General features: G+C 65.5%; 20 protein-coding genes and 1 tRNA gene. 18 read left to right on the forward strand and 3 right to left on the reverse strand.

Translation table 11 applies throughout. From position 1 onward, the window contains the following. Nucleotides 1-49: 49 nt before the first annotated feature. From pyrH to rpmE, 10 genes are all read left to right on the forward strand, one after another. A complete protein-coding gene (gene pyrH / locus AC1DX5_RS03810) occupies nt 50-793 on the forward strand; it encodes a UMP kinase (protein ID WP_465176717.1) in 744 nt (247 codons plus the stop codon). Continuing rightward, on the forward strand, nt 780-1337 hold the full coding sequence (gene frr / locus AC1DX5_RS03815) for a ribosome recycling factor (RefSeq protein WP_372854200.1): 558 nt from the start codon (nt 780-782) through the stop codon (nt 1335-1337). The genes pyrH and frr overlap by 14 nt, the downstream gene beginning before the upstream one ends. Nucleotides 1338-1351: 14 nt before the next feature. Then, a complete protein-coding gene (locus AC1DX5_RS03820) occupies nt 1352-2077 on the forward strand; it encodes an isoprenyl transferase (protein ID WP_465177135.1) in 726 nt (241 codons plus the stop codon). Continuing rightward, nucleotides 2074-2868, forward strand: coding sequence for a phosphatidate cytidylyltransferase (locus tag AC1DX5_RS03825; RefSeq protein ID WP_465176718.1), 795 nt, complete (start codon nt 2074-2076; stop codon nt 2866-2868). The genes AC1DX5_RS03820 and AC1DX5_RS03825 overlap by 4 nt, the downstream gene beginning before the upstream one ends. Then, the gene (locus AC1DX5_RS03830) at nt 2865-4022 is read left to right on the forward strand and encodes a 1-deoxy-D-xylulose-5-phosphate reductoisomerase (protein ID WP_478014261.1); all 1158 of its coding nucleotides are present in this window, start codon (nt 2865-2867) and stop codon (nt 4020-4022) included. Before AC1DX5_RS03825 ends, AC1DX5_RS03830 begins: the two co-directional genes overlap by 4 nt. Beyond that, complete coding sequence (gene rseP / locus AC1DX5_RS03835; RefSeq protein ID WP_478014263.1) at nt 4019-5152, forward strand: RIP metalloprotease RseP; 1134 nt, start codon at nt 4019-4021, stop codon at nt 5150-5152. The genes AC1DX5_RS03830 and rseP overlap by 4 nt, the downstream gene beginning before the upstream one ends. 64 nt (nt 5153-5216) lie before the next feature. Further along, nucleotides 5217-7967 (forward strand): outer membrane protein assembly factor BamA, encoded by a 2751-nt coding sequence (gene bamA, locus AC1DX5_RS03840; RefSeq protein ID WP_465176721.1) that lies wholly within the window; start codon nt 5217-5219, stop codon nt 7965-7967. Then, a complete protein-coding gene (locus AC1DX5_RS03845) occupies nt 7967-8671 on the forward strand; it encodes an OmpH/Skp family outer membrane protein (protein ID WP_478014264.1) in 705 nt (234 codons plus the stop codon). Before bamA ends, AC1DX5_RS03845 begins: the two co-directional genes overlap by 1 nt. Beyond that, a complete protein-coding gene (gene fabZ / locus AC1DX5_RS03850; protein ID WP_465173365.1) occupies nt 8668-9144 on the forward strand; it encodes a 3-hydroxyacyl-ACP dehydratase FabZ in 477 nt (158 codons plus the stop codon). The genes AC1DX5_RS03845 and fabZ overlap by 4 nt, the downstream gene beginning before the upstream one ends. Nucleotides 9145-9236: 92 nt before the next feature. After that, on the forward strand, nt 9237-9467 hold the full coding sequence (rpmE, locus tag AC1DX5_RS03855) for a 50S ribosomal protein L31 (protein ID WP_465173366.1): 231 nt from the start codon (nt 9237-9239) through the stop codon (nt 9465-9467). 139 nt (nt 9468-9606) lie between these two features. Here the strand turns inward: rpmE and AC1DX5_RS03860 are convergent. Further along, nucleotides 9607-9696 (reverse strand) — tRNA-Ser (locus AC1DX5_RS03860). A 93-nt stretch (nt 9697-9789) separates the two neighbouring features. On the opposite strand from AC1DX5_RS03860, the gene AC1DX5_RS03865 reads away from it, so the two are divergent. From AC1DX5_RS03865 to AC1DX5_RS03880, 4 genes are all read left to right on the forward strand, one after another. Further along, nucleotides 9790-10836: a lytic murein transglycosylase gene (locus AC1DX5_RS03865; protein ID WP_478014265.1), complete on the forward strand. Its 1047-nt coding sequence runs from the start codon at nt 9790-9792 to the stop codon at nt 10834-10836. 127 nt (nt 10837-10963) lie between these two features. Beyond that, nucleotides 10964-12133, forward strand: coding sequence for a D-alanyl-D-alanine carboxypeptidase family protein (locus AC1DX5_RS03870; protein ID WP_465176724.1), 1170 nt, complete (start codon nt 10964-10966; stop codon nt 12131-12133). Between the two features lie 2 nt (nt 12134-12135). Further along, a complete protein-coding gene (tmk, locus tag AC1DX5_RS03875) occupies nt 12136-12759 on the forward strand; it encodes a dTMP kinase (RefSeq protein ID WP_478014267.1) in 624 nt (207 codons plus the stop codon). Continuing rightward, complete coding sequence (locus AC1DX5_RS03880) at nt 12756-13736, forward strand: AAA family ATPase (protein WP_478014268.1); 981 nt, start codon at nt 12756-12758, stop codon at nt 13734-13736. The genes tmk and AC1DX5_RS03880 overlap by 4 nt, the downstream gene beginning before the upstream one ends. Nucleotides 13737-13845: 109 nt before the next feature. Here AC1DX5_RS03880 and AC1DX5_RS03885 read toward each other — a convergent pair whose 3' ends face one another. Next, nucleotides 13846-14565 (reverse strand): ArsR/SmtB family transcription factor, encoded by a 720-nt coding sequence (locus AC1DX5_RS03885; RefSeq protein WP_478014269.1) that lies wholly within the window; start codon nt 14563-14565, stop codon nt 13846-13848. A 137-nt stretch (nt 14566-14702) separates the two neighbouring features. Between AC1DX5_RS03885 and AC1DX5_RS03890 the strand changes: the two genes are divergently transcribed. The 4 genes from AC1DX5_RS03890 (at nt 14703) to AC1DX5_RS03905 (ending at nt 17644) form a co-directional block, all read left to right on the forward strand. Next, complete coding sequence (locus AC1DX5_RS03890) at nt 14703-15032, forward strand: NIPSNAP family protein (RefSeq protein ID WP_465173372.1); 330 nt, start codon at nt 14703-14705, stop codon at nt 15030-15032. Continuing rightward, nucleotides 15029-15412: an antibiotic biosynthesis monooxygenase family protein gene (locus tag AC1DX5_RS03895; RefSeq protein WP_478014270.1), complete on the forward strand. Its 384-nt coding sequence runs from the start codon at nt 15029-15031 to the stop codon at nt 15410-15412. The genes AC1DX5_RS03890 and AC1DX5_RS03895 overlap by 4 nt, the downstream gene beginning before the upstream one ends. Before the next feature lie 223 nt (nt 15413-15635). Then, the gene (locus AC1DX5_RS03900) at nt 15636-16313 is read left to right on the forward strand and encodes a response regulator transcription factor (protein WP_478014271.1); all 678 of its coding nucleotides are present in this window, start codon (nt 15636-15638) and stop codon (nt 16311-16313) included. Then, nucleotides 16313-17644, forward strand: coding sequence for a HAMP domain-containing sensor histidine kinase (locus AC1DX5_RS03905; RefSeq protein WP_478014272.1), 1332 nt, complete (start codon nt 16313-16315; stop codon nt 17642-17644). The genes AC1DX5_RS03900 and AC1DX5_RS03905 overlap by 1 nt, the downstream gene beginning before the upstream one ends. Nucleotides 17645-17790: 146 nt before the next feature. On the opposite strand, the gene AC1DX5_RS03910 is transcribed toward AC1DX5_RS03905, so the two are convergent. Beyond that, nucleotides 17791-20244, reverse strand: coding sequence for a TonB-dependent receptor (locus AC1DX5_RS03910; protein WP_465176732.1), 2454 nt, complete (start codon nt 20242-20244; stop codon nt 17791-17793). Between the last annotated feature and the right edge of the window lie 182 nt (nt 20245-20426).

Raw genomic sequence — 20426 nt, forward strand, 5'->3', positions numbered from 1 at the left:
ACGCGATACTAAGGTCCGCGCCGCCCAGACCCTCAGCATGTTGGAACTTGTGACGACACCTCGCTTCAAACGCATCCTGCTGAAATTGTCTGGCGAGGTCCTGATGGGCCCGAACCAGTTCGGTATCGACCCGGCAACCGTCGACCGCGTCGCGGGCGAGATCAAGGCCGCCAAGGAGGCCGGGCATGAGCTGTGCCTGGTCGTTGGCGGCGGCAATATCTTTCGCGGCCTCGCGGCGGCGGCCAAGGGCTTCGACCGGACCAGCGCCGATTATATGGGCATGCTGGCGACGGTGATGAACGCGCTCGCCGTGCAGAACGCGCTGGAGAAGATCGGGGTGCAGACCCGGGTCCAGTCGGCAATCCCGATGGCCAGCGTGTGCGAGCCCTATATCCGCCGGCGCGCCGAACGACATATCGAGAAGGGCCGGATCGTGATCTTCGCGGCCGGCACCGGCAATCCGTTCTTCACCACCGACACTGCCGCCGCGCTCCGCGCCGCCGAGATGAACTGCAACGCGCTGTTCAAGGGCACCAGCGTCGACGGCGTGTACAATGCCGATCCCAAGATCGTGCCGAGCGCCACGCGCTATGAGAGCCTGAGCTTCGGCCGGGTACTTGCCGACAATCTCAAGGTAATGGACGCAGCCGCCGTGGCGCTGTGCCGCGAGAACAATATTCCGATCGTCGTGTTCAACATCCGCGGCGAGGGCAATCTCGCCGCCGTCCTGCGGGGCGAGGGCACATCGACGATCGTCCGCAACGAAGAGGAGGAAGCCAATGGCCGCCTATGACAAGGCCGATCTCGAACGCCGCATGGCGGGCGCGGTCGAGGCACTGAAGCACGATCTGGGCGGTCTTCGCACCGGCCGTGCCTCGACTTCACTGCTCGATCCGGTGACCGTCGAGGTCTATGGTTCGCACATGCCGCTCAACACCATCGCGACCGTCTCGGCGCCGGAGCCGCGCATGCTCTCGGTGCAGGTATGGGACAAGTCCAATGTCGGCCCGGCCGACAAGGCGATCCGTTCGGCAGGCCTCGGCCTCAACCCGATCGTCGACGGCACTACGCTGCGCCTGCCGATCCCGGACCTGACCGAGGAGCGCCGCAAGGAACTGGCGAAACTCGCCGGCCAATATGCCGAAAAGGCGCGTATCGCCGCGCGCAACGTGCGCCGCGATGGCAATGACAATCTGAAGACCGACGAGAAGAAGGGCGTGTTCTCCGAAGACGAGCGCAAGCGCCACGAAACCGAGGTCCAGAAGCTGACCGACAGCACGATTGCCGATATCGATGCCGCGGCTTCCGCCAAGGAAAAGGAAATCCTGGGCAAGTGAGCTCGTCGCCCGCCATGGCACCGATCCCGGCCGGAGGCGCGACCATATTGCCGCGCCATGTCGCGATCATCATGGACGGCAATGGCCGCTGGGCGAAGAAGCGGCATTTGCCGCGCATCGCCGGGCATCGTCAGGGCGTCGAGGCGGTCCGTCGCGTCTCCCGTGCTGCCCGCGCGATGGGGATCGAGGCGCTGACGCTCTACGCCTTCTCGTCGGAGAACTGGCGCCGTCCCGAGGACGAGGTCAGCGACCTGATGGGCCTGTTGCGGCTGTTCATCCGCACCGATCTCAACGAGATGGCGCAGGAGAATGTCCGGCTGCGGGTGATCGGCGATTATCGGCGCTTTTCGCCCGATCTGGTGACGCTGGTCGACGACGCGATTGCGCGAACCTCCACCAATACCGGCCCGATCCTGGTGATCGCGCTCAACTATGGCGCACAGGCGGAAATCGCGACTGCCGCGCGGCGCCTGGCTGAAAAGGTGCGTGACGGGACGCTCGACCCATCGCAGATCGACGCGAACGCGATCGAGGCCGAACTCGACACCAGCGACCTTCCGCCGCTCGACCTGCTGATCCGGACCTCAGGGGAGGTAAGGCTGTCGAACTTCCTGCTGTGGCAGGCGGCTTATGCCGAATTGCTGTTCGTCGATACGCTCTGGCCCGATTTCGACGCCGCGACCCTGGCGGACGCAGTGGCGGCGTTCGGCAGCCGCCAGCGCCGCTTCGGAGGCCTGTGAACACCGATTCACCGACCAAGCGACCGTCCGACCTGGCGCTTCGCACCGTTGTCGGCCTGGCCCTGGTCGCGGTCGCGCTTGTGGCATTGTGGCTCGGCGGCATCGTCTTCTGGATATTATGTTCGGTGCTCGGGCTGTTCATGATGGCCGAATGGGCCGATCTCGACGGCGCCTCGGCATCGCAGAAAAGGCTGGCTCAGTTCGCCTTGTCCGTGCCCTTGGCGATCATGGCGCCGATAGCGGCCGGCCCCGATTTCTTCGCGCTGGGACTGATCGCGGCCGCCGCCTTCTTCATCGTCATCGTCCAGCGGCGCCCGACCCTCGCGCTGGGAGCGGTCTATGTTGGATTGCCGATCCTCGCGCTCCTCCTGATCCGCAAGCAGGACGACGGGATCGTCTTCACTTTCTGGGCGCTCGCCCTTGTATGGGTGTGCGATATCGGCGCCTATTTCAGTGGCCGCGCGATCGGCGGCGCGAAGCTTGCCCCCATGATCAGCCCCAACAAGACCTGGGCCGGCCTGGCGGGGGGCGTCCTGCTCGCGACGATGTTCGCGGTATCACTGCATTTCCTGCACGGCCTGCCATGGCGGCTGACACTGGCGACGCCGCTGCTCGCGATCGTCGCACAGGCCGGCGACCTGTTCGAGAGCTGGCTGAAACGCCGTGCCGGGGTGAAGGACAGCGGCAACCTGTTGCCCGGCCATGGCGGCATCCTCGATCGCCTTGACGGGATGGTGCCGGTCGCACCGCTCGCCGCGTTGCTCGTCATTTTGCCGGAGTTATATCGGTGAAGACCGTCACCATTCTCGGCGCAACCGGATCGGTCGGTACGTCCACACTGGATCTGATCGAGCGCGAGCCCGAACGGTTCGGCGTTCTGGCGCTGACCGCCAATTGCGACGCCGAAAAGCTCGCCAGGGCAGCGATCCGCACCAATGCGCGGATCGCGGTGGTTGCGGACGAAAGCTGCCTGCCCGATTTGCGGGCGGCACTTGTCGGCTCCGGCATCGCAACGGCGGGCGGGCGGGCGGGCTTGTCCGAGGCGGCCGCGATGGGTGCCGACATCACCATGGGCGCGATCGTCGGTTGCGCCGGCCTCGAACCCATCATGGCGGCAATCGGGCAGGGCGGCACCGTGATCCTCGCCAACAAGGAACCACTGGTGTCGGCGGGCGATGTCGTGCTCGCCGCCGCGGCGCATCACGGCGCGACGCTGCTGCCGGCCGATTCCGAGCATAATGCGATTTTCCAGTGCTTCGATTTCAGCCGGCCCGAACGAGTCCGGCGCATCATCCTGACGGCCAGCGGCGGCCCGTTCCGCGACTGGCCGACGGAGAAGATGCGCGCGGTGACGCTGGAGCAGGCGGTCGCGCACCCCAATTGGTCGATGGGGGCCAAGATATCGGTCGATTCGGCGACGATGATGAACAAGGGCCTGGAACTGATCGAGGCCGCGCGCCTGTTTCCGGTGCCGTCCGACCGGATCGAGATCATCCTCCACCGGCAGTCAGTGATTCACTCGATGGTCGAATATGTCGACGGGTCGACCCTCGCGCAGCTCGGGCCGCCCGATATGCGTACGCCGATCGCGCATTGTCTTGCCTGGCCCGACCGGATGGCAACGCCGATGGCCCCGCTCGATCTGGTCGCGATCGGGCGCCTGGATTTCGAGGCGCCGGACCCCGAACGCTTTCCGGCGCTGGCGCTGGCGCGCCGAGCCCTCGACGCCGGTGGCGCCCGGCCGGCGATCCTGAACGCGGCCAACGAGATCGCGGTGGCCGCCTTCCTGGCGCGGCGCATCGGCTTCCTCGAAATTGCCGCAATCGTCTCCGATACCCTCGATCGCTACGATCCGCCCGCCCCCGCAACGCTTGATGACGTCCTGACCGTGGACGCTGAAGCACGAAGGCTTGCGGGCGAGCGTGTAAAGGACTGCGTCGCTTGATCCACAGCCCCGGCCTGTTGCTGACTATCCTTGCCTTTGCGCTCGTCATCGGGCCGCTCGTGTTCCTTCACGAGATGGGCCATTACCTTGCCGGGCGGCTGTTCGGGGTGAAGGTGGAGGCCTTCTCGATCGGCTTCGGGCGTGAGGTCTTCGGCGTTACCGACAAGCGCGGTACGCGCTGGAAGTTCGGCTGGCTTCCGCTCGGCGGCTATGTGCGCTTCGCCGGCGACATGAACCCGGCAAGCGTGCCCGACGCGGACTGGCTGTTGCTGCCGCCCGAGGAACGCGCACGGACCTTCCCCTCGAAGCCGGTATGGCAGCGGGCGATCATCGTCGCGGCGGGGCCGGTTACCAATTTCGTCATCGCCATCCTGATCCTGGCCGGATTCGCGCTTGCTTATGGCGACAGCCGCACGCCGACCATTGTCGGCAGAATCGTCGCAAACGGTGCCGCCGCGAAAGCGGGCCTGCAACCAGGCGATCGGATCGTCGCGCTGAGCGGCCGCCCGGTCGAAACATTCAGCGACATGGTTCGTTACATACAGATCAGGGCCGGTGAACCGGTGACCATTGATTTCGTGCGGGGCACGACACCGATAAAGCGTAATGCGATCATCGCGACGGAACTCCAGCGTGACCGGTTCGGAAACGAGTATCGTATCGGCCGGTTGGGGATCGAGAATTCGCAACCGGTACTCGTGCAGGTGAGCCTGACCGAGGCGCCTCAGGTGGCGGTGCGCCAGACCGGCGAAATCGTCAGCATGATGGTCGAGACGATCGGCCAGATCATCACCGGCCGCCGCTCCGTGAAGGAGCTGGGCGGTCCACTGAGCATCGCAAAAGTGTCCGGCGAGCAGCTTTCCCTCGGTCTTCCGGCCTTTGTCTGGCTGATCGCGCTGGTGTCGATTAATCTGGGATTCATCAACCTGTTGCCAGTTCCTATGCTGGATGGCGGTCATTTGTTCTTCTACGCGATCGAGGCGGCCCGTCGTAAGCCGGTCGGGCCCGAGGTGCAGGAATGGGCGTTCCGCGGCGGCCTTGCGGCGTTGCTGGCGCTGATGGTCCTCGTGACGTTCAACGATCTCGGATCGTTCGGGTTGTGGAACAAATTGGCCGGGTTGATCGGCTGACGTGGTTGAGGCAGGGCAGGCTTTCAAGAGCGGCCCGCGTAATTTCTCCGACTGGGGTGGGATAGTGACAGCGATCAAGGTTTCAAGTTTCGGCGCCCGCGCCACCGTCCTGCTTCTCGCGGGGACGATGCTGTCTGGCGTGCCGATGGCCGTGAGCGCCCAGACGACTCCGGCACCCGCGACACCCGCCGCCACGACGCCAGCCTTGCCGGAGGTGCAGGTCGCCCCCCCGGTGACGCGGACGATCAAGACGTTGCGCGTCGAGGGATCGCAGCGCATCGAATCCGACACCGTGCTGTCCTACACCAAGCTCCGGGTAGGCACCGCCTTCACCAACGAGACGCTCGATCAGGCGATCAAGGATCTCTACGCCAGCGACCTGTTCGCCGATGTGTCGATCAGCGGCGCGGAATCGGGCGACATCGTGCTGCGCATCCGTGAAAACCCGGTGATCAACCGCGTGCTGCTCGAGGGCAACAAGCGGCTGAAGGAAGACAAGATCAAGAAGGAGATCAAGCTCGCGCCGCGGCAGATCTTCACCCGCACCGCCGTCCGGCAGGACGTCGGCCGCATCATCGAACTGTATCGGCGCCAGGGCCGTTTCGCGGCGGTCGTGGAACCGAAGATGGTCGCGCTCGACCAGAATCGCGTCGATGTGGTGTTCGAGATCACCGAGGGCCCCAAGTCGAAGGTCCGCCAGATCAACATCCTCGGCAACGAGGTGTTCTCCGACGGCAAGCTGCGCGGCGAGATGGCAACCAAGCAGGCCCGCCTGACCACGCTCCTGAGTTCGAACACGAGCTACGACCAGGATCGTATGGCCTATGACCAGCAGAAGATGCGTCAGTTCTACCTGACAGAAGGCTATGCCGATTTCCGCGTGACCTCGGCCGTCGCCGAGCTGACGCCGGACAAGAAGGACTTCATCATCACTTATGTGGTGGAGGAGGGCCCGCGCTACAAATTCGGCGACGTGACCGTCGACAGCGACATCCGCGACTTCGACAACAAGCGGCTGGCCGCGACGCTGCCGATGCACAAGGGCGAATGGTACAACGCCAAGCAGGTCGAGGATGCGATCGACTCCCTGAGCGAATCGACCGGCCTGTTCGGCTATGCCTTCACGGAAGTGAATCCCGAGTACAACCGCGACAAAGACACGCTGACGATGGGGATCAACTTCCACATCGCGGCGGCGCAGCGCTCCTATGTCGAGCGCATCGATATCAACGGCAACACCCAGACCCAGGACAAGGTGATCCGCCGCGAGATCCGCTTGTCCGAGGGCGATGCCTTCAACAGCTTCCAGCTCAAGCGTTCGCAGGACCGCATCAATTCGCTCGGCTTCTTCCAGGAGAAGTTCGAGATCAAGAAGGCGCAGGGGTCGGCGCCCGACCGCGTCGTGCTCACCGCCGATCTCGAGGAAAAGTCGACCGGCGAGCTGTCGCTTTCCGCGGGCTATTCGAGCCTCGAGCGCTTCATCATCCAGGCGTCGGTCCGTCAGCGCAACTTCCGCGGCAAGGGCCAGGAGCTGCGCGCGAGCGTCAACTATTCGAGCTATTCGAAGTCAGTCGAAGTGGGCTTCACCGAGCCTTATCTGTTCGACAAGAACATCGCCGTTGGCGGCGACATCTTCCGGCGCGACTATAATGCGTTCAACTACGGCATCAACAACGAGCGCCAGACGACCTACACGCAGGTTTCGACCGGCTTCCAGATCCGCGCCGGCCTGCCGCTTACCGAATATTGGTCGCTATCGGGTCGCTACGGCCTTTCCTATGATCAGGTCGGGCTCGACTCGAGCTATTTCACGGCGGCGGGCACCTGCAACAACCTGGTTGCGGGACGCTATCTGTGCGACGCGATCGGCAACCGCGTGACGTCGTCGGTCGGCTTCTCGCTGATCAACGACAGCCTGAACAGCCGTTTGCGCCCGAGCGCCGGCAAGCGCCTGGTGTTCAGCACGGACGTCGCCGGGCTCGGCGGCGATGTGAAATATGTCCGCACCCGGTTCGAAGGCGCCAAATACTGGAATGTCGGCAGCGGCTTCATCCTGTCGGCAAATGGGGAGGGCGGCTATATCCGCTCGCTCGAAAAGAGCCGTGGCGACGGGATCGACAAGGTCCGCATCACCGACCGCTTCTATCTGGGTGAACCGGATTTCCGTGGTTTCGACATCCGCGGCGTAGGCCCGCGCATTCAGCGCATCGGCTATACCACCGACAGCGCCGGTAATCAGATTCTGCAGACCGACCGCACGCAGTTCATCGACGACGCGCTCGGCGGCCGGGCTTATTATCTCGGCCGGATCGAGCTCGAGATTCCGCTCGGCGCGGGCGCGCGCGAAATGGGGCTGCGGCCGTCCATCTATCTTCAGGCCGGCGCATTGTTCGGCATCACCCGTCCGCCGCCGACCGCGACCTTCCCGACGGTCACTGACCCGGTCACCGGCCGGGTGACCGTCCTGCCGCTCCAGACCCCGCAGTTCGACAGCAGCGGGCGCCCATTGTATGTGGTGCCCTCGACCGACGCGGATCATGCCGGCCTCGCCACCACCTGTACGGTCGGCTATTCGGCGACGCTCGGCGGCACCGATTGCGCCGGCAGTTCGATCAACTCCGTTTATACGAGCCCCACGTCGCCGTTCTTCGAACGCTTCGGTGGTGACTCGGCCAAGCCCCGCCTCTCGGTGGGTGCTGGCGTCAACTGGAATTCGCCGTTCGGGCCGCTTCGCATCGACGTTGCCTACGCCCTGCTCAAGAACCCGAGCGACGATACGAAACTCGTCACATTCAACGTAGGGACACAGTTCTAATGAAGACGTACAAGAAGGTTCTGCTTGCCACGGCGCTCGTCGCGCCCGGCCTGCTGGTTGCCGCGGCAGGCGCCCAGGCCCAGACCGTCGCGATGCTGGATCCGGATGCTGCCATGCAGAATTCGAAGGTCTGGACCAGCACCTGGACGACGATCGACACCACCTACAAGGCGCAGATCGACCAGGCAAAGGCGCGCAACGACGTGATCAACGCCGAGATCCAGCCGCTGCTGAAGGCGCTCGACGCCAACAATGACGGTCAGCTCTCGCAGGACGAGATCCAGCGCGCGCGCGACAGCAAGCGCCCGGAACTAACCCAGATCGAGCAGAAGCAGGCCGCAGGCCAGGCCGAGCTCGGCCGCATGCTGCAGCCCGTCACGCGCGCGCGCCTGTATCTGCAGGAGCAGGTCGGCTCCAAGGTTCCCGATGCAGTGACCAGCGTCGTCAAGACGCGCAAGGTCGGCCTGATCGTGAAACCGGAAGCGGTGCTCATGCTGGGTGATGCCACCGCCGACATCACGCCCGCGGTCAGCGCCGAGATCGATCGCACCCTGACCAGCGTCGCCGTGCCGCCACCGGTCGCCTGGCAGCCCAAGGCTCAGGGCCAGCAGGGTCAGGCAGCAGCTCCCGCCGCCGGCGCTCCGGCGCCCGCGGCACCCGCCGGCCGCCCCGCGCCGACGACCCCGAGGCCGCAGGGCCGGTGACCGACGCGGTGACGACGGGAACGCTGGGCCCGCTCGATATCGGGCGGGTCATGGCGGCGCTTCCCCATCGTTACCCGATGCTGCTGGTCGACCGCGTCGAGGAGCTCATCCTCGACCGGTCGATCGCGGCGATCAAGGCGGTGACGATCAACGAGGGTTTCTTCCAGGGGCATTTCCCCGGCCGGCCGATCATGCCCGGCGTGCTGATCGTCGAGGCGATGGCGCAGGCTGCGGGGATTCTCGCGGTGGAATCGCTCGGCCTCGCGGGCTCGGGCAAGCTCGTCTATTTCATGTCGATCGACGAGGTGAAATTCCGCAAGCCGGTTGAACCAGGCGTCTTGCTGCGTCTCGAGGTCGAGATCGTGCAGAAGAGCGCCCGCGCCACCAAATTCGCGGGACGCGCGACGGTCGACGGCAAGCTCGCCGCCGAAGCGAAGTTCATGGCGATGATCACGGATCCGCCCAAGGCCTGACAATCCCGCAGGTTGCACTCACTGCCTGGCTCTGTTAGGGGCCGCGCCTTCGCTGCTGGTCGGAAACCAGCGGCATTCCCGGAGATTTGCACGTGAAGAAAGATACCCATCCCGATTATCACACCATCAAGGTGCAGATGACCGACGGTACCCAGTTCGAGACCCGCTCGACCTGGGGCAAGGAAGGCGATTTGATGACGCTCGACATCGATCCGCTCGCGCATCCGGCATGGACCGGCGGCCGCGGCACGATGCTCGATTCGGGCGGCCAGGTCGCGCGCTTCAACAAGCGCTTTGGCGGGCTTACCCTCAACAAGAAGTAAGAGGTCGCGCGCCGCTATCGGCGCGATGACCATCGATGAACCAGGCTTTCCCTCGTCGCGATACCGCGGCGGGGGAAAAGCTGTGTCCGCTGCAGTTGTGGAACACCCTTGTCGGGCCGCTGGAGCGTCGGTGAGCGGTTGGCGGAGAGGGTGGGATTCGAACCCACGGTGAGCTTGCACCCACGGCGGTTTTCAAGACCGCTGCCTTAAACCACTCGGCCACCTCTCCGCTCGCAATGCGCTTAATGCGCGCAGGCTCTTTTGTGCAAGGCCTGCGACGATAGGGGTTCATGTCGCGCGGGGGCTGTGGCAGAGTCCGGCCATGCCGGGATTATCCACATATTTCAGCAAGACGGGCGCGGCCCTTGCCGCGATCCTGTGTCTTTCCGCCAGCAATCCGGCGACCGCGCAGGACGAGGCCGGCTTCCAGTCCTACCTCGGTACGCTGCGCAGCCAGGCGGAGGCGCGGGGCGTCAGCCGGGCCACGCTCGACGCCGTGATGCCCGGGATGACGCTCAACACCCGCGTGATCGAACTCGACCGGGCCCAGCCGGGGAGCGCCAGTAATCCCTCGGCCGTCCCCAACTTCGCGCCCTACAAGGCACAGCATGTCGATACGGCGCGGATCACGCGCGGGCGACAGGCCTTCCTTGCCCAGCGCGGGCGGCTGGCGCGGATCGAACGCGAGACCGGCGTGCCCGAATCGATCATGGTCGCGATCTGGGGGCATGAAACCAATTACGGCAAGGTGATGGGCGGGTTCGACCTGCCGCGCGCGCTCGCCACGCTTGCCTATGAAGGCCGGCGGCGCGACCTGTTCGCCGACGAGTTCATCGCCGCGCTGCTGATGGTCGACCGGGGCGTGCCGATCTCTCAACTCAAGGGTAGCTGGGCGGGTGCCACCGGCGGACCGCAATTCCTGCCGTCCATCTATCTGCGCCTCGCGCGCGACGGGGATGGGGACGGGCGCGCCGATATCTGGACGAGCGAGGCGGACACGCTGGCCTCGATCGGCAATTATTTCGCCAATGCCGGCTGGCGGCCAGGCCAGCCCTGGGGGCTGGCGGTGAGCGTGCCGGCGAGCTTCGACCGCAACCTCGTCGCCAACCGGACGATCTCGCCGCGCTGTCCGCGGGTGTTCGCGCGGCACAGCGGCTGGAAGACCATGGCGGAGTGGCGCGCGATGGGCCTGGTGCCGCAGGCGCGCGGCTGGCCGGGCGACAGCGTTCAGGCGACGCTGATCGAGCCTGACGGGCCAGGCAAGACCGCCTATCTGCTGACGGGCAATTACCGGGTGATCCTCGACTATAATTGCTCCAATTTCTACGCGCTTTCCGTGGGGCTGCTCGCCGATGCCGTCGAACAATAGCGGCATGGTCGCGATCGTCCCTCCGGCCACGACACGCTGGCCCAGCGCGGGCGTGACGAGGCGCTTCGGCGCGGCTATGCCCGTATCCTGCACTATCGAGTAACCCCTAGCGTCACGGACTATTGTCATGAAGAAACTGCTCGCCGCCTCCGCCCTTGCGATCGTGATGGCCTGCCCAAGTGTCGCCGCCGCGCCGGATTTCCCGACGCCGGCGCCCGTCGCCTTTCTGACGGACCTGTCCACGGGGGCGATCCTTTTTTCCAAGGACGCCGATCGCCGCATGCCGCCCGCATCGATGGCGAAGATGATGACCGTCTATGTCGCCTTCGACCTGATCAAGCGCGGCGAGCTGAAGCTCGACCAGCAATTCGACGTCAGCCCCGACACCTGGAAGAAATGGCATGGCCCCGCAGCGGGTTCGACCATGTTCCTCTCTCCCGGTGAGAAGGTGAGCGTCGAGAATCTGCTCAAGGGTATCGTCACCCTGTCGGGCAATGACGCCTGCGTCGTGCTGGCCGAGGGCATTTCCGGGACCGAGGAAGCCTTTGCCAATCTGATGAACCAGCGGGCGGCGAAGCTGGGCCTGACCAACAGCCATTTCGGCAATTCGAACGGCTGGCCTGACGAGGGCGTGACCTATGTCACCGCGCGTGATCTGGCCAAGCTGGCGGCGGCGACGATCCAGGATCACCCGCAGCTCTACAAGAAGTTCTACTCCCTGCCGAACTTCACCTGGGGCAAGACCCTTGGCGCGGGCGCCGACATCACTCAGGCGAACCGCGATCCGCTGCTTGGCCGCGTCGCGGGTGCCGACGGGCTGAAGACCGGCCATACCGAGGAAGCGGGTTATGGCTTCACCGGATCGGCCCAGCAGAATGGCCGCCGCCTCGTCATGGTGATGGCCGGCCTGACCAGCGCGAACCAGCGGATCGAGGAATCGGTCAAGTTCATGAACTGGGGCTTCCGCGCCTGGCAGGCCAAGCCGATCGTGGCGAAGGGCCGCAAGGTCGAGACGGCCGAGGTCCAGCTGGGCAGCGCCAATACGGTCGGCCTGGTCGCGCCCGACAATCTGACCGTCACGCTCCCGTCGGGCGTCGCACCCGAGCTCCAGCTCCGCGTCGTCTATGACGGCCCGATCAAGGCGCCGATCAAGGCCGGTCAGCATATCGCCGACCTGATCGTCACGACCCCCGACATGCAGCCCCAGAAGCTGCCGCTGGTCGCCGAGAACGACGTCGCCGAGGCGGGCTTTTTCGGTCGCGCCTGGGCCGGGCTCAAGGGCCTGTTCGGCGGGTGACCATGGGTCGCTTCATCTCGCTCGAGGGCGGGGAGGGGGCCGGCAAATCGACTCAGGCGAAGCGGCTGGCCGAGGCGCTGGGCGCGCGCGGCATCGAGACGCTGGTGACCCGCGAGCCCGGCGGCAGCGAGGGCGCCGAGGCGATCCGCGGCCTGTTGATGCAGGGCGAGGTCACACGCTGGAGCCCGCATAGCGAAGCTTTGCTGTTCGCCGCCGCCCGCGCCGACCATGTCGAGAAGATGATCCGCCCGGCGGTCGGCGCCGGGACCTGGGTGATATGCGACCGGTTCATCGACAGTTCGCGTGCCTATCAGGGCGTGGCGGGCGGGATCGACGATGCCGCCGTGCTCGCGCTGCACGCTTTCGGCTCGCGCGGGCTGCTGCCCGACCGGACCTTCATACTCGAAGTCCCGCCCGAACAGGGGCGCGCCCGGGCCGAGATCCGCGATGGGGCAGGAGCCGATCGCTTCGCGGCGCGGGGCGATGCCTTCCATGCCGATGTCGCGGCAGCGTTCCGGCGTTTCGCCGAGCACGAGCCCGAGCGGGTACGGCTGATCGACGCATCGGGCACGCCCGACACGGTGACCGAGGCCCTGCTCGCCAATCTGGAAGACCTGCTGCCGTGACCTTGCCGGCCGGCAACGACGCGGCGCATGCGGCCTTCGCGGCGGCGATGGAGAGCGGCGCGCTGCACCATGCCTGGCTGTTCGCCGGGCCCGAAGGCGTGGGCAAGGCCAGCTTTGCGAAAGCGGCGGCCCTGCGCCTGCTGGCGGAAGGCGCCTCGCCCGGCACCCTCCCGCCGGGGTTCGACGTCCCCGAGGGCGATCGCACCCGATCGCTGATCGCGGCCGGGTCGCACCCCGATTATCGCGAGCTGGCGCGCCAGCCCAAGGATGCCGACAAGCCGGGACAGGATCTCGCGCGGAGCATCACTATCGCTCAGGTCCGCGCGCTCCAGCCGATGTTCGCGACGACGCCGTCCATGTCGTCACGGCGGGTCGTGCTGATCGACGCGATCGACGATCTCGAGCGGGGCGGGGCGAACGCGCTACTCAAGAACCTCGAGGAGCCGCCCGCCGGCACGATCTTCCTGCTGATCAGCCATGCGCCGGGCCGGCTGCTGCCGACGATCCGGTCGCGCTGCCGGCTGCTGCGCTTCGATCCGCTCGACGACAAGGTGATGACCGGCGTGCTGCGGGCGGAACTGCCGCAGTGCGACGATGCCGAGATCGCCGCGCTGGTAAAGGCCGGGCAGGGTGCGCCGGGCCGGGCGCTGGGCTTTGCCGGGCTGGAACTGGCCAAGCTGGACGATGCCCTGGCCGAGATCGCGCGCGATGGCGATCCGGGCAATGCGCGGCGGACCAAGCTGGCCAAGCTGCTCGCGCTCAAGGCGGCCCAACCGCGCTACGAGGCGTTTCTCGACCGGGCGCCAGCCTTCATCGCCTCGGTCGCGCCGTCGCGGCAGGGGCGGCGGCTGCAAACCGCGCTCGACAGCTATGACGCGGCGCGAGCCCTGGCGGCGAGCGCGCGGGGCCTGTCGCTCGATTCGCAGGCGACGGTGTACGAAATGGCCGGGCTGGTGGCGAAACTGGGCGAAGCCTAGATCTTCGGTCCTGGCAGCTCGGTGTTCAACGTGCGGCGCCGCCACTGATAGTCAGCCACGGGATTGAACGCGCTCGCCCTATGGCTCAGCGTATCACCGCTCCTGGTCATCAATCCGCGCTGCCGTCATGGTCGATGCCGAAATTGGCGTCGAGCGCGCGGGTACCCGAGCGCGTTATCGTGACCGCCCGGGAACCGTCGATCGGCCGCATCCACCCCTGTTCGAAACAGGCAGTCAACAAGGCGGCACCGATCGTGCCAGCGATATGCGGACGGCGTTCGCTCCAGTCGAGACAGGGGCGGCAGAAAAGCCGACGCCGGGTAACCCGCGCCAGCGCGGTATCCACATCGACCCCGATCGATCGAAGGAAGGCGACACCCCCGACAGTCAGCTCGCCGCCGTCCGCCAAATGTCGGATATGACCATGCTCGCCCATGCGATCGGCCATCGCGACGGCGATTTCGCCGGCAAGATGGTCATAACAGGAGCGTGCCCGCCGCATCGCTGCGTCGCGAGGCCCTGTCCGCACCGTGCGATTTGGGCGGTTTCCCGGCTCTGCCGCTACCGCCATGATTCCCTCGATCATGGTGGCGACGGTCGGCGAGGCGAGCCGGTGATACCGATGCCGCCCTTCCCGCTCGACCGTCAGCAGCCCGGCATCGGTCAGGCGACCAAGATGGCTGCTTGCCGTTTGCGGCATGATCCCTGCGACGTTCGCCAACTCAGTCGCGGTCAGCGCACGACCGGCCATGAGGGCAACCAGCATGGCGGTACGGGCGGGATCGCCTACCAGCGCGGCAATTTCGGCAATCCCGCTTGTGGTCAGCATCGATCGTCCAGACGGAACAGGTGATATTACAGATGGCTTCGCACGAAAGGCGCCGCTCATGCTTCGACAGCGGCCGAAGCATAGCCGCATATGCGCGATCTACGAAGACCCCGGCAACAACAGCCGGGAGGCCGTTCATGATTACATGCTTCATCCGCTACGAGATCGATCCGTTTCGTATCGATGCCTTCGAAGAATATGCTCGCAACTGGGGGCAGGCGATACCGCGTTGCGGGGCGGATCTGATCGGCTATTTCGCCCCGCACGAAGGGTCGGCCACGACCGCCTATGGACTCTACAACGTGGATGATCTTGCTGCCTATGAGGCCTATCGTGCCCGCCTCAGGGACGATCCCCTGGGCCGGGAAAATTACGAGTTCGCCAGGCGCGAGCGCTTCATAAGGCGTGAGGAGCGGACATTCCTTCGCCGTGTATCTGCACCCCATGCGCTGCGGGTGCAGCGGTGATCGCCGTGATTTTCGAGGTCGATCTGGCCGATGGGCGGATGGACCAATATCTCGCGCTCGCCGCGGCGTTGCGCGATGAACTGGCGGCAGTCGACGGATTCCTGTCGGTCGAGCGTTTTCAGAGCATGTCCGTTCCAAACCGCATGGTCTCCCTGTCGTTCTTCCGGGACGAACAGGCTGTCCAACAATGGCGAAACACGACCGCCCATCGCGCCGCACAAGCCAGGGGACGTGCGGGTGTTTTCGCGACCTACAGGCTTCGCGTCGCGAGCGTCATCCGCGATTACGGCATGGAGGATCGCGCAGAGGCTCCGACAGACAGCCTTGCTGCCCATGCGAGCATGGGGCGTCGGGCGCGGTCCTGCTCTTTCTCTGCTTGAACACGATGCGACGAGAAACAGCCAGCGAATCGCTTTTTTCCCGAACACGCTTCACCCTTTTGACGTCATGGGAAATGCTCGGATTCGCGCCGCGCCCGGCCCGGGAGACGATCCTCGACTGCGCCGAAAGCCTGTTGGCGTCACGCCCGCACTGACCGGTTGAGATCGGCTGCGTAAAGGATAAGGGAGGAGCGTCACCGACTTCCCATTGAGGGCCGAAAACATGCGACTTCTGGTCGTGGAGGATGATCCGCGCGCGGCGAAACAGCTGGTCGCCGACCTGGAGGAGCTGGGTCATGAGACGATGATCGCGGTGGATGGTCGGGCCGCCATCGTCGCGGTTACCGAGGGCAAGTTCGAGGCCGTGCTGCTCGACGTGATGCTACCCTATGTCGATGGGGTCGGCGTCGCGAGGCTGCTGCGCGAGCGCGACATCGAGGTGCCGATCATCATGCTGACCGCGCTGGCCGATCTCGACCAGCGGCTGACCGGGCTCGACGCGGGCGCCGACGATTATCTGATCAAGCCGGCGGCGCCGGCCGAGATCGATGCGCGCCTGCGCGCGATCGTCCGCCGCGCCGCGCGATCGGGCGATTCCGGCATCATGCGGGTCGGCGACATCGAAGTGAACGAGATCAAGTACCGCGCCACCCGCGCCGGCCGCCAGCTCGTGCTGCCCAAGCTCGAATTCCAGGTGCTGTGCGAGCTGGTGCGCAACGCGAACAGCATCGTCACCCGGCAGATGTTCTACCAGAATGTCTGGAAATATGATTTCGAACCGACCACCAACATCATCGAATCCTATATCCGCCACCTGAGGCTGCATCTCAACAAGCCGGGCGAGACCGACCCGATCGTCACGATTCGCGGCGTCGGATACATGATCACCGACCAGAGCTGATGCGGCCCCGGTCCCTCCGCGCGATCATGACGGTCTATGTGGTCGTCTTCCTGGTCGCGCTGGTGGCGATCCGCATCGTCAGCTATCGGATCGACAGCGACGCGTTGCGGCGCGAGGTCGATCGCCGCCTGGCGAGCGAAGCCAGCGCGATCAGCGGCGGCATCTCCCGCAAAGCGATGATCGAGCGGATCGAGGCCGCGCAGGACGACCATGACACCGCCGACCTGTTCTACATGCTCGTCGACGGGAGCGGCCGGCGGATCGCCGGGGAATTGCGGCTGAAGCGACTGCCGCCGATCGGCTATTCCGATTTCGGCGACGATGCCGCGGTCGAAGGCGTCGCGCATGGCCGGGCGCTGGCGCGCAGGGTGGGGGGCGGCGACACGCTGGTCGTCGTGTCCGACAATGACGTCGTCGACGATTTCGACCGGATGCTGTTCCGCGTCCAGCTGATCGGGCTGGGCATCACCGCGCTGATCGTGATCGGCGGCGCGATCGGCATCATGATGGTGATCGGCGGGCGGATGCGCGCGATGCAGCGCACGGTCGATGCGGTGATGGAGGGCGATCTGAAGAGCCGGGTGCCGCTCGACGGATCGCGCAGCGAGTTCGACCGGCAGGCGGCGGCGTTCAACCGCATGCTCGACCGGATCGACGAGCTGATGGCGAACATCAAGCATGCCGCCAAGGACGTGACACATGAGCTGAAAAGCCCGCTGGCCCGTTTGCGCGCGCGCGTCGCCGCCATCGCCCGGCGATCGGAAGAGGACCCGATCGGCGCCGATATCGCCGATGTGCTGGAGCAGACCGACCAGATCATCGAGCTGTTCGGCAGCCTGTTGCGGCTATGGGAGATCGAGGGCGGTCATCGCCGCGAGCGCTTTGCCGATGTGGCGATGAGCGACCTGGTGCGCGATGTCGGGGAGGCGTTGCTGCACGTCGCCGAGGACGACACGCATCCGCTGCAGCTCGATATCCTGGACGGGCTGAGCGTGCGCGGCGACCCGAATCTGCTGCGCCAGATGCTGGTCAACCTGGTCGAGAACGCCATCCGGCATACGCCGGCGGGCACGCGCATCATGGTGGGCGTGGAGCGGCGCGGGCATTCGGTCGCGGTCAGCGTGGCCGATGATGGGCCGGGCATTCCGGCGGCCGCGCACGATACCGTGATCCGGCGGTTCGGGCGGCTCGAGGCCGAGGGCAAGCCGGCGGGGCAGGGGCTGGGGCTCACCCTGGTCGACGCGATCGCGCGCCTGCATGACGGCAGGCTGGTGCTGGAGGATGCGGGGCCTGGGTTGCGCGCGGTGGTGGTGTTGCCGCTGCATCGGTGAGGGGCATCATAAGGCCTTCGCCGGGGAAGAGTAGAAAGGCGTAAGCTGAATAGGAGAGACAGATCGACCCGGACCGACGCGATGGTCGGTCCGGGTCGACTGTTTCCCGGGCGATCCGGGCACCGCGCGGGTGCCCGGAAGATCGATCAGAAGTTGACGCTCACTTCGCCGCCGAAAGTGCGCGGCGGGTTGAAGTTCGCATAGCTGCCGAGCACGGCGTCGTTGGCGCCCGAGCGGCGATAGATGTGCTGCTCATCGAGCAGGTTGCGCGCCCAGACCGAGAAGGTCGCCTTGTTCGCCTCGCTGATGCGGACGTCGGCCAAAGCGAGGCGGCCGTTCACGATGAAGCTGGAGTCGGTCTTCACATTTTCCGCCTGGAAGCTGTAGTCCGCGTCAGCGTAATTGGCGTCCAGGTGCAGGCGGACCTTCATGTCGTCGCCGCCGACCGGCACCTCATAGTCGACATAGCCCGACGCGGCGTTTGGCGGGGTATAGACCACGAACACCTGAGTCGGCACGCCGAAGGTCGGCCCGGGGTTCGGGTTGGGCGTCAGCGGCACCTTGGTGTAGGTATAGGCATAGGATGCCCCGAGCGTCAGGTGCTCGATCGGGCGCACGGTAACGTCCGCCTCGAAGCCCCGGATCTTCGACATGCCAGGCGCATTCGCCGTATTCTCGGTGTGCAGGTTGAAGTTCGGGTTGGGCGTCGTGGTGCCGGGCAGGAACTGGTTGGTATCGACATTGTCGAAGTCGATCTGAGTCCCCGACCGATCCATGATGTACCCGGCAAGGTTGATGCGGACCTTGCGATCGAGCAGGTCCATCTTGGCGCCGATCTCATAGGCCTTCACCGATTCCGGCCCGAAAGCCGAGAAGTTCGACGAACGGTCGTTCGCGCCGCCGGCGCGGAAACCGGTCGAATATTTGGCGTAGAGGTTGACGTCCGGCGTCGCGTCGAACGCCAGGGTGACCATCGGATCGAACCGGCCGCGATCATAATGGAGCTGGTAATTGGTCGGCACGCCCGACACGAGGTAGAGCACGCCGTCGCGCTTGTCCTTGGTGTAGCGGCCGCCGACCGTCAGGTGCAGCACATCGGCGAAGTCAGGCGTGTAGGTCGCCTGGCCGAAAGCGGCATAGCTGCGGGTGCGGGCGAAGCTGGCGCGCTGCAGGAAGCGCGAATTATAGTCCCAGCCCTGATTGCCCGAATTGATCGCGCCGAACACCTGGGACGGCAGGATGGTGTAGGAAGTGCCGGTCGCGTTCCACTGGTTGGACGACGGCGTCGCCGCCGATTCCCGGGCCTGTTCGTTGAAATAATAGAGGCCCGCGACGTAATCCAACTGGGGGATGCTGCCGACGGCCTGGAATTCCTGGCTGAACTGGCTCTGATACAGGTCCGAGAGGCTGTAGCGGCTGAACTTGCCGTTAGGCACGAACGGCACGCGCTCCGGGCCGCCCGAATTGTCCCACTGGTTGGCGGAAACCTTGCGCCACGCGGTGATCGAGCGAAGCTCGAGCGCGGGCGAGATCTTGTAGGAAAGCTTGGCGCTTTCCCCGCTGGTCCGGTCCACGCTGTATTGCTGCGGGACGCCGACATCGGCGACGTCCTGGCGATCCGGATGGACGCCGACCAGCGGCGGCAGCGGCGCGATGCAGGCGGGGGTGCAGGTGCCGCCGGGGGGCGGCCCGAGCGTGGTGCCGGTGTACACGCCGACGGTACGGCCCAGCGGGTTGTAGTTGATCAGCTGGCTGTAAAAGGGCGTGTTCTCGTCCTTGGCCTTGTCGAACGAGAAGTCGGCGGTGAAGCCGTCGAACGGCTGCCAGCGCGCGGAGATGCGGCCGCCAACGCGATTATAGGCGTTCCAGCCGATCTGGCCCGCGAGCGGATCCTTCACCATGGGATCCTGATGCTGGATCACGCCGTCGAGCTTGACCGCGAAATTGTGGAAGGCGGGGAGGTCGAGATGGACCTGCCCGTCATATTGCCCGAAATTGCCGATGCCGGCGGAGACGCGGCCGTCGAATTCGCCGGTCGGCGCCTTGGTGACGATGCTGAGCGCGCCGCCTTCAGTATTGCGGCCGAACAGCGTGCCCTGCGGGCCGCGCAGCACTTCCACGCGCTCGACATCGAACAGCGCGGCGTTAAGGCCCTGCTGGCGGCCGAGATAGACGCCGTCGATATAGACACCGACGCCCTGGTCGCGCGCCGTCTGGTTCGCGTCGAACGGCACGATGCCGCGGATGCCGACGGTCAGCGCCGACTGGCGCGCCTCGAAGGTGGCGATGCGCAGCGACGGGATGGCGCCGTCGGCCAGGTCGATCAGGCTCTGCACATGGCGATCGGCGATCACCGTGGGGCTGATCACCGAGATGGCGATCGGCGTCTGCTGGAGATTGGTTTCGCGCTTGAGTGCGGTCACGACGATATCGGCGATCTGGCCGCTATCCGCTTCGGGCGCGTCGGCGGGCTTGGTCTCGTCCGCGGCGGCCGCCGCGGCGGGCGCAGGCGCGGTCTCGGCGAAAGCCGGTACTGCCAGGGTTGCCAGCAGGGCGCCGCCCAACAGCAGCTGAACCCGGAAGGCTTTGCGATCATGCATGTGTAGAATCCCTTTAAGCGGGACATCCCGTCCCGGTTCCGAGGCCGCTACAGATGATGATGGTCAGAAATGTTACAGTGACTGTAACACAATCAATACAACCTTGTCATTTTCGCATCATTTTTATTTAATAAAGTCGGACATCTTCATGAAACTGTGGATAAGGCTGACGATATGCCGGA

The organism is Sphingomonas sp. P2_B6 (assembly GCF_056404755.1).

Bases quoted from the DNA above. Each gene is read 5' to 3' on its own strand.
- AC1DX5_RS03845 (WP_478014264.1), top strand. From the start codon at position 7,967: ATGAAGACGTACAAGAAGGTTCTGCTTGCCACGGCGCTCGTCGCGCCC.
- AC1DX5_RS03870 (WP_465176724.1), top strand. From the start codon at position 10,964: ATGAAGAAACTGCTCGCCGCCTCCGCCCTTGCGATCGTGATGGCCTGC.
- AC1DX5_RS03865 (WP_478014265.1), top strand. From the start codon at position 9,790: ATGCCGGGATTATCCACATATTTCAGCAAGACGGGCGCGGCCCTTGCC.
- tmk (WP_478014267.1), top strand. From the start codon at position 12,136: ATGGGTCGCTTCATCTCGCTCGAGGGCGGGGAGGGGGCCGGCAAATCG.
- AC1DX5_RS03885 (WP_478014269.1), bottom strand. From the start codon at position 14,565: ATGCTGACCACAAGCGGGATTGCCGAAATTGCCGCGCTGGTAGGCGAT.
- AC1DX5_RS03900 (WP_478014271.1), top strand. From the start codon at position 15,636: ATGCGACTTCTGGTCGTGGAGGATGATCCGCGCGCGGCGAAACAGCTG.
- AC1DX5_RS03905 (WP_478014272.1), top strand. From the start codon at position 16,313: ATGCGGCCCCGGTCCCTCCGCGCGATCATGACGGTCTATGTGGTCGTC.
- AC1DX5_RS03820 (WP_465177135.1), top strand. From the start codon at position 1,352: ATGGCACCGATCCCGGCCGGAGGCGCGACCATATTGCCGCGCCATGTC.
- frr (WP_372854200.1), top strand. From the start codon at position 780: ATGGCCGCCTATGACAAGGCCGATCTCGAACGCCGCATGGCGGGCGCG.
- AC1DX5_RS03890 (WP_465173372.1), top strand. From the start codon at position 14,703: ATGATTACATGCTTCATCCGCTACGAGATCGATCCGTTTCGTATCGAT.
- AC1DX5_RS03910 (WP_465176732.1), bottom strand. From the start codon at position 20,244: ATGCATGATCGCAAAGCCTTCCGGGTTCAGCTGCTGTTGGGCGGCGCC.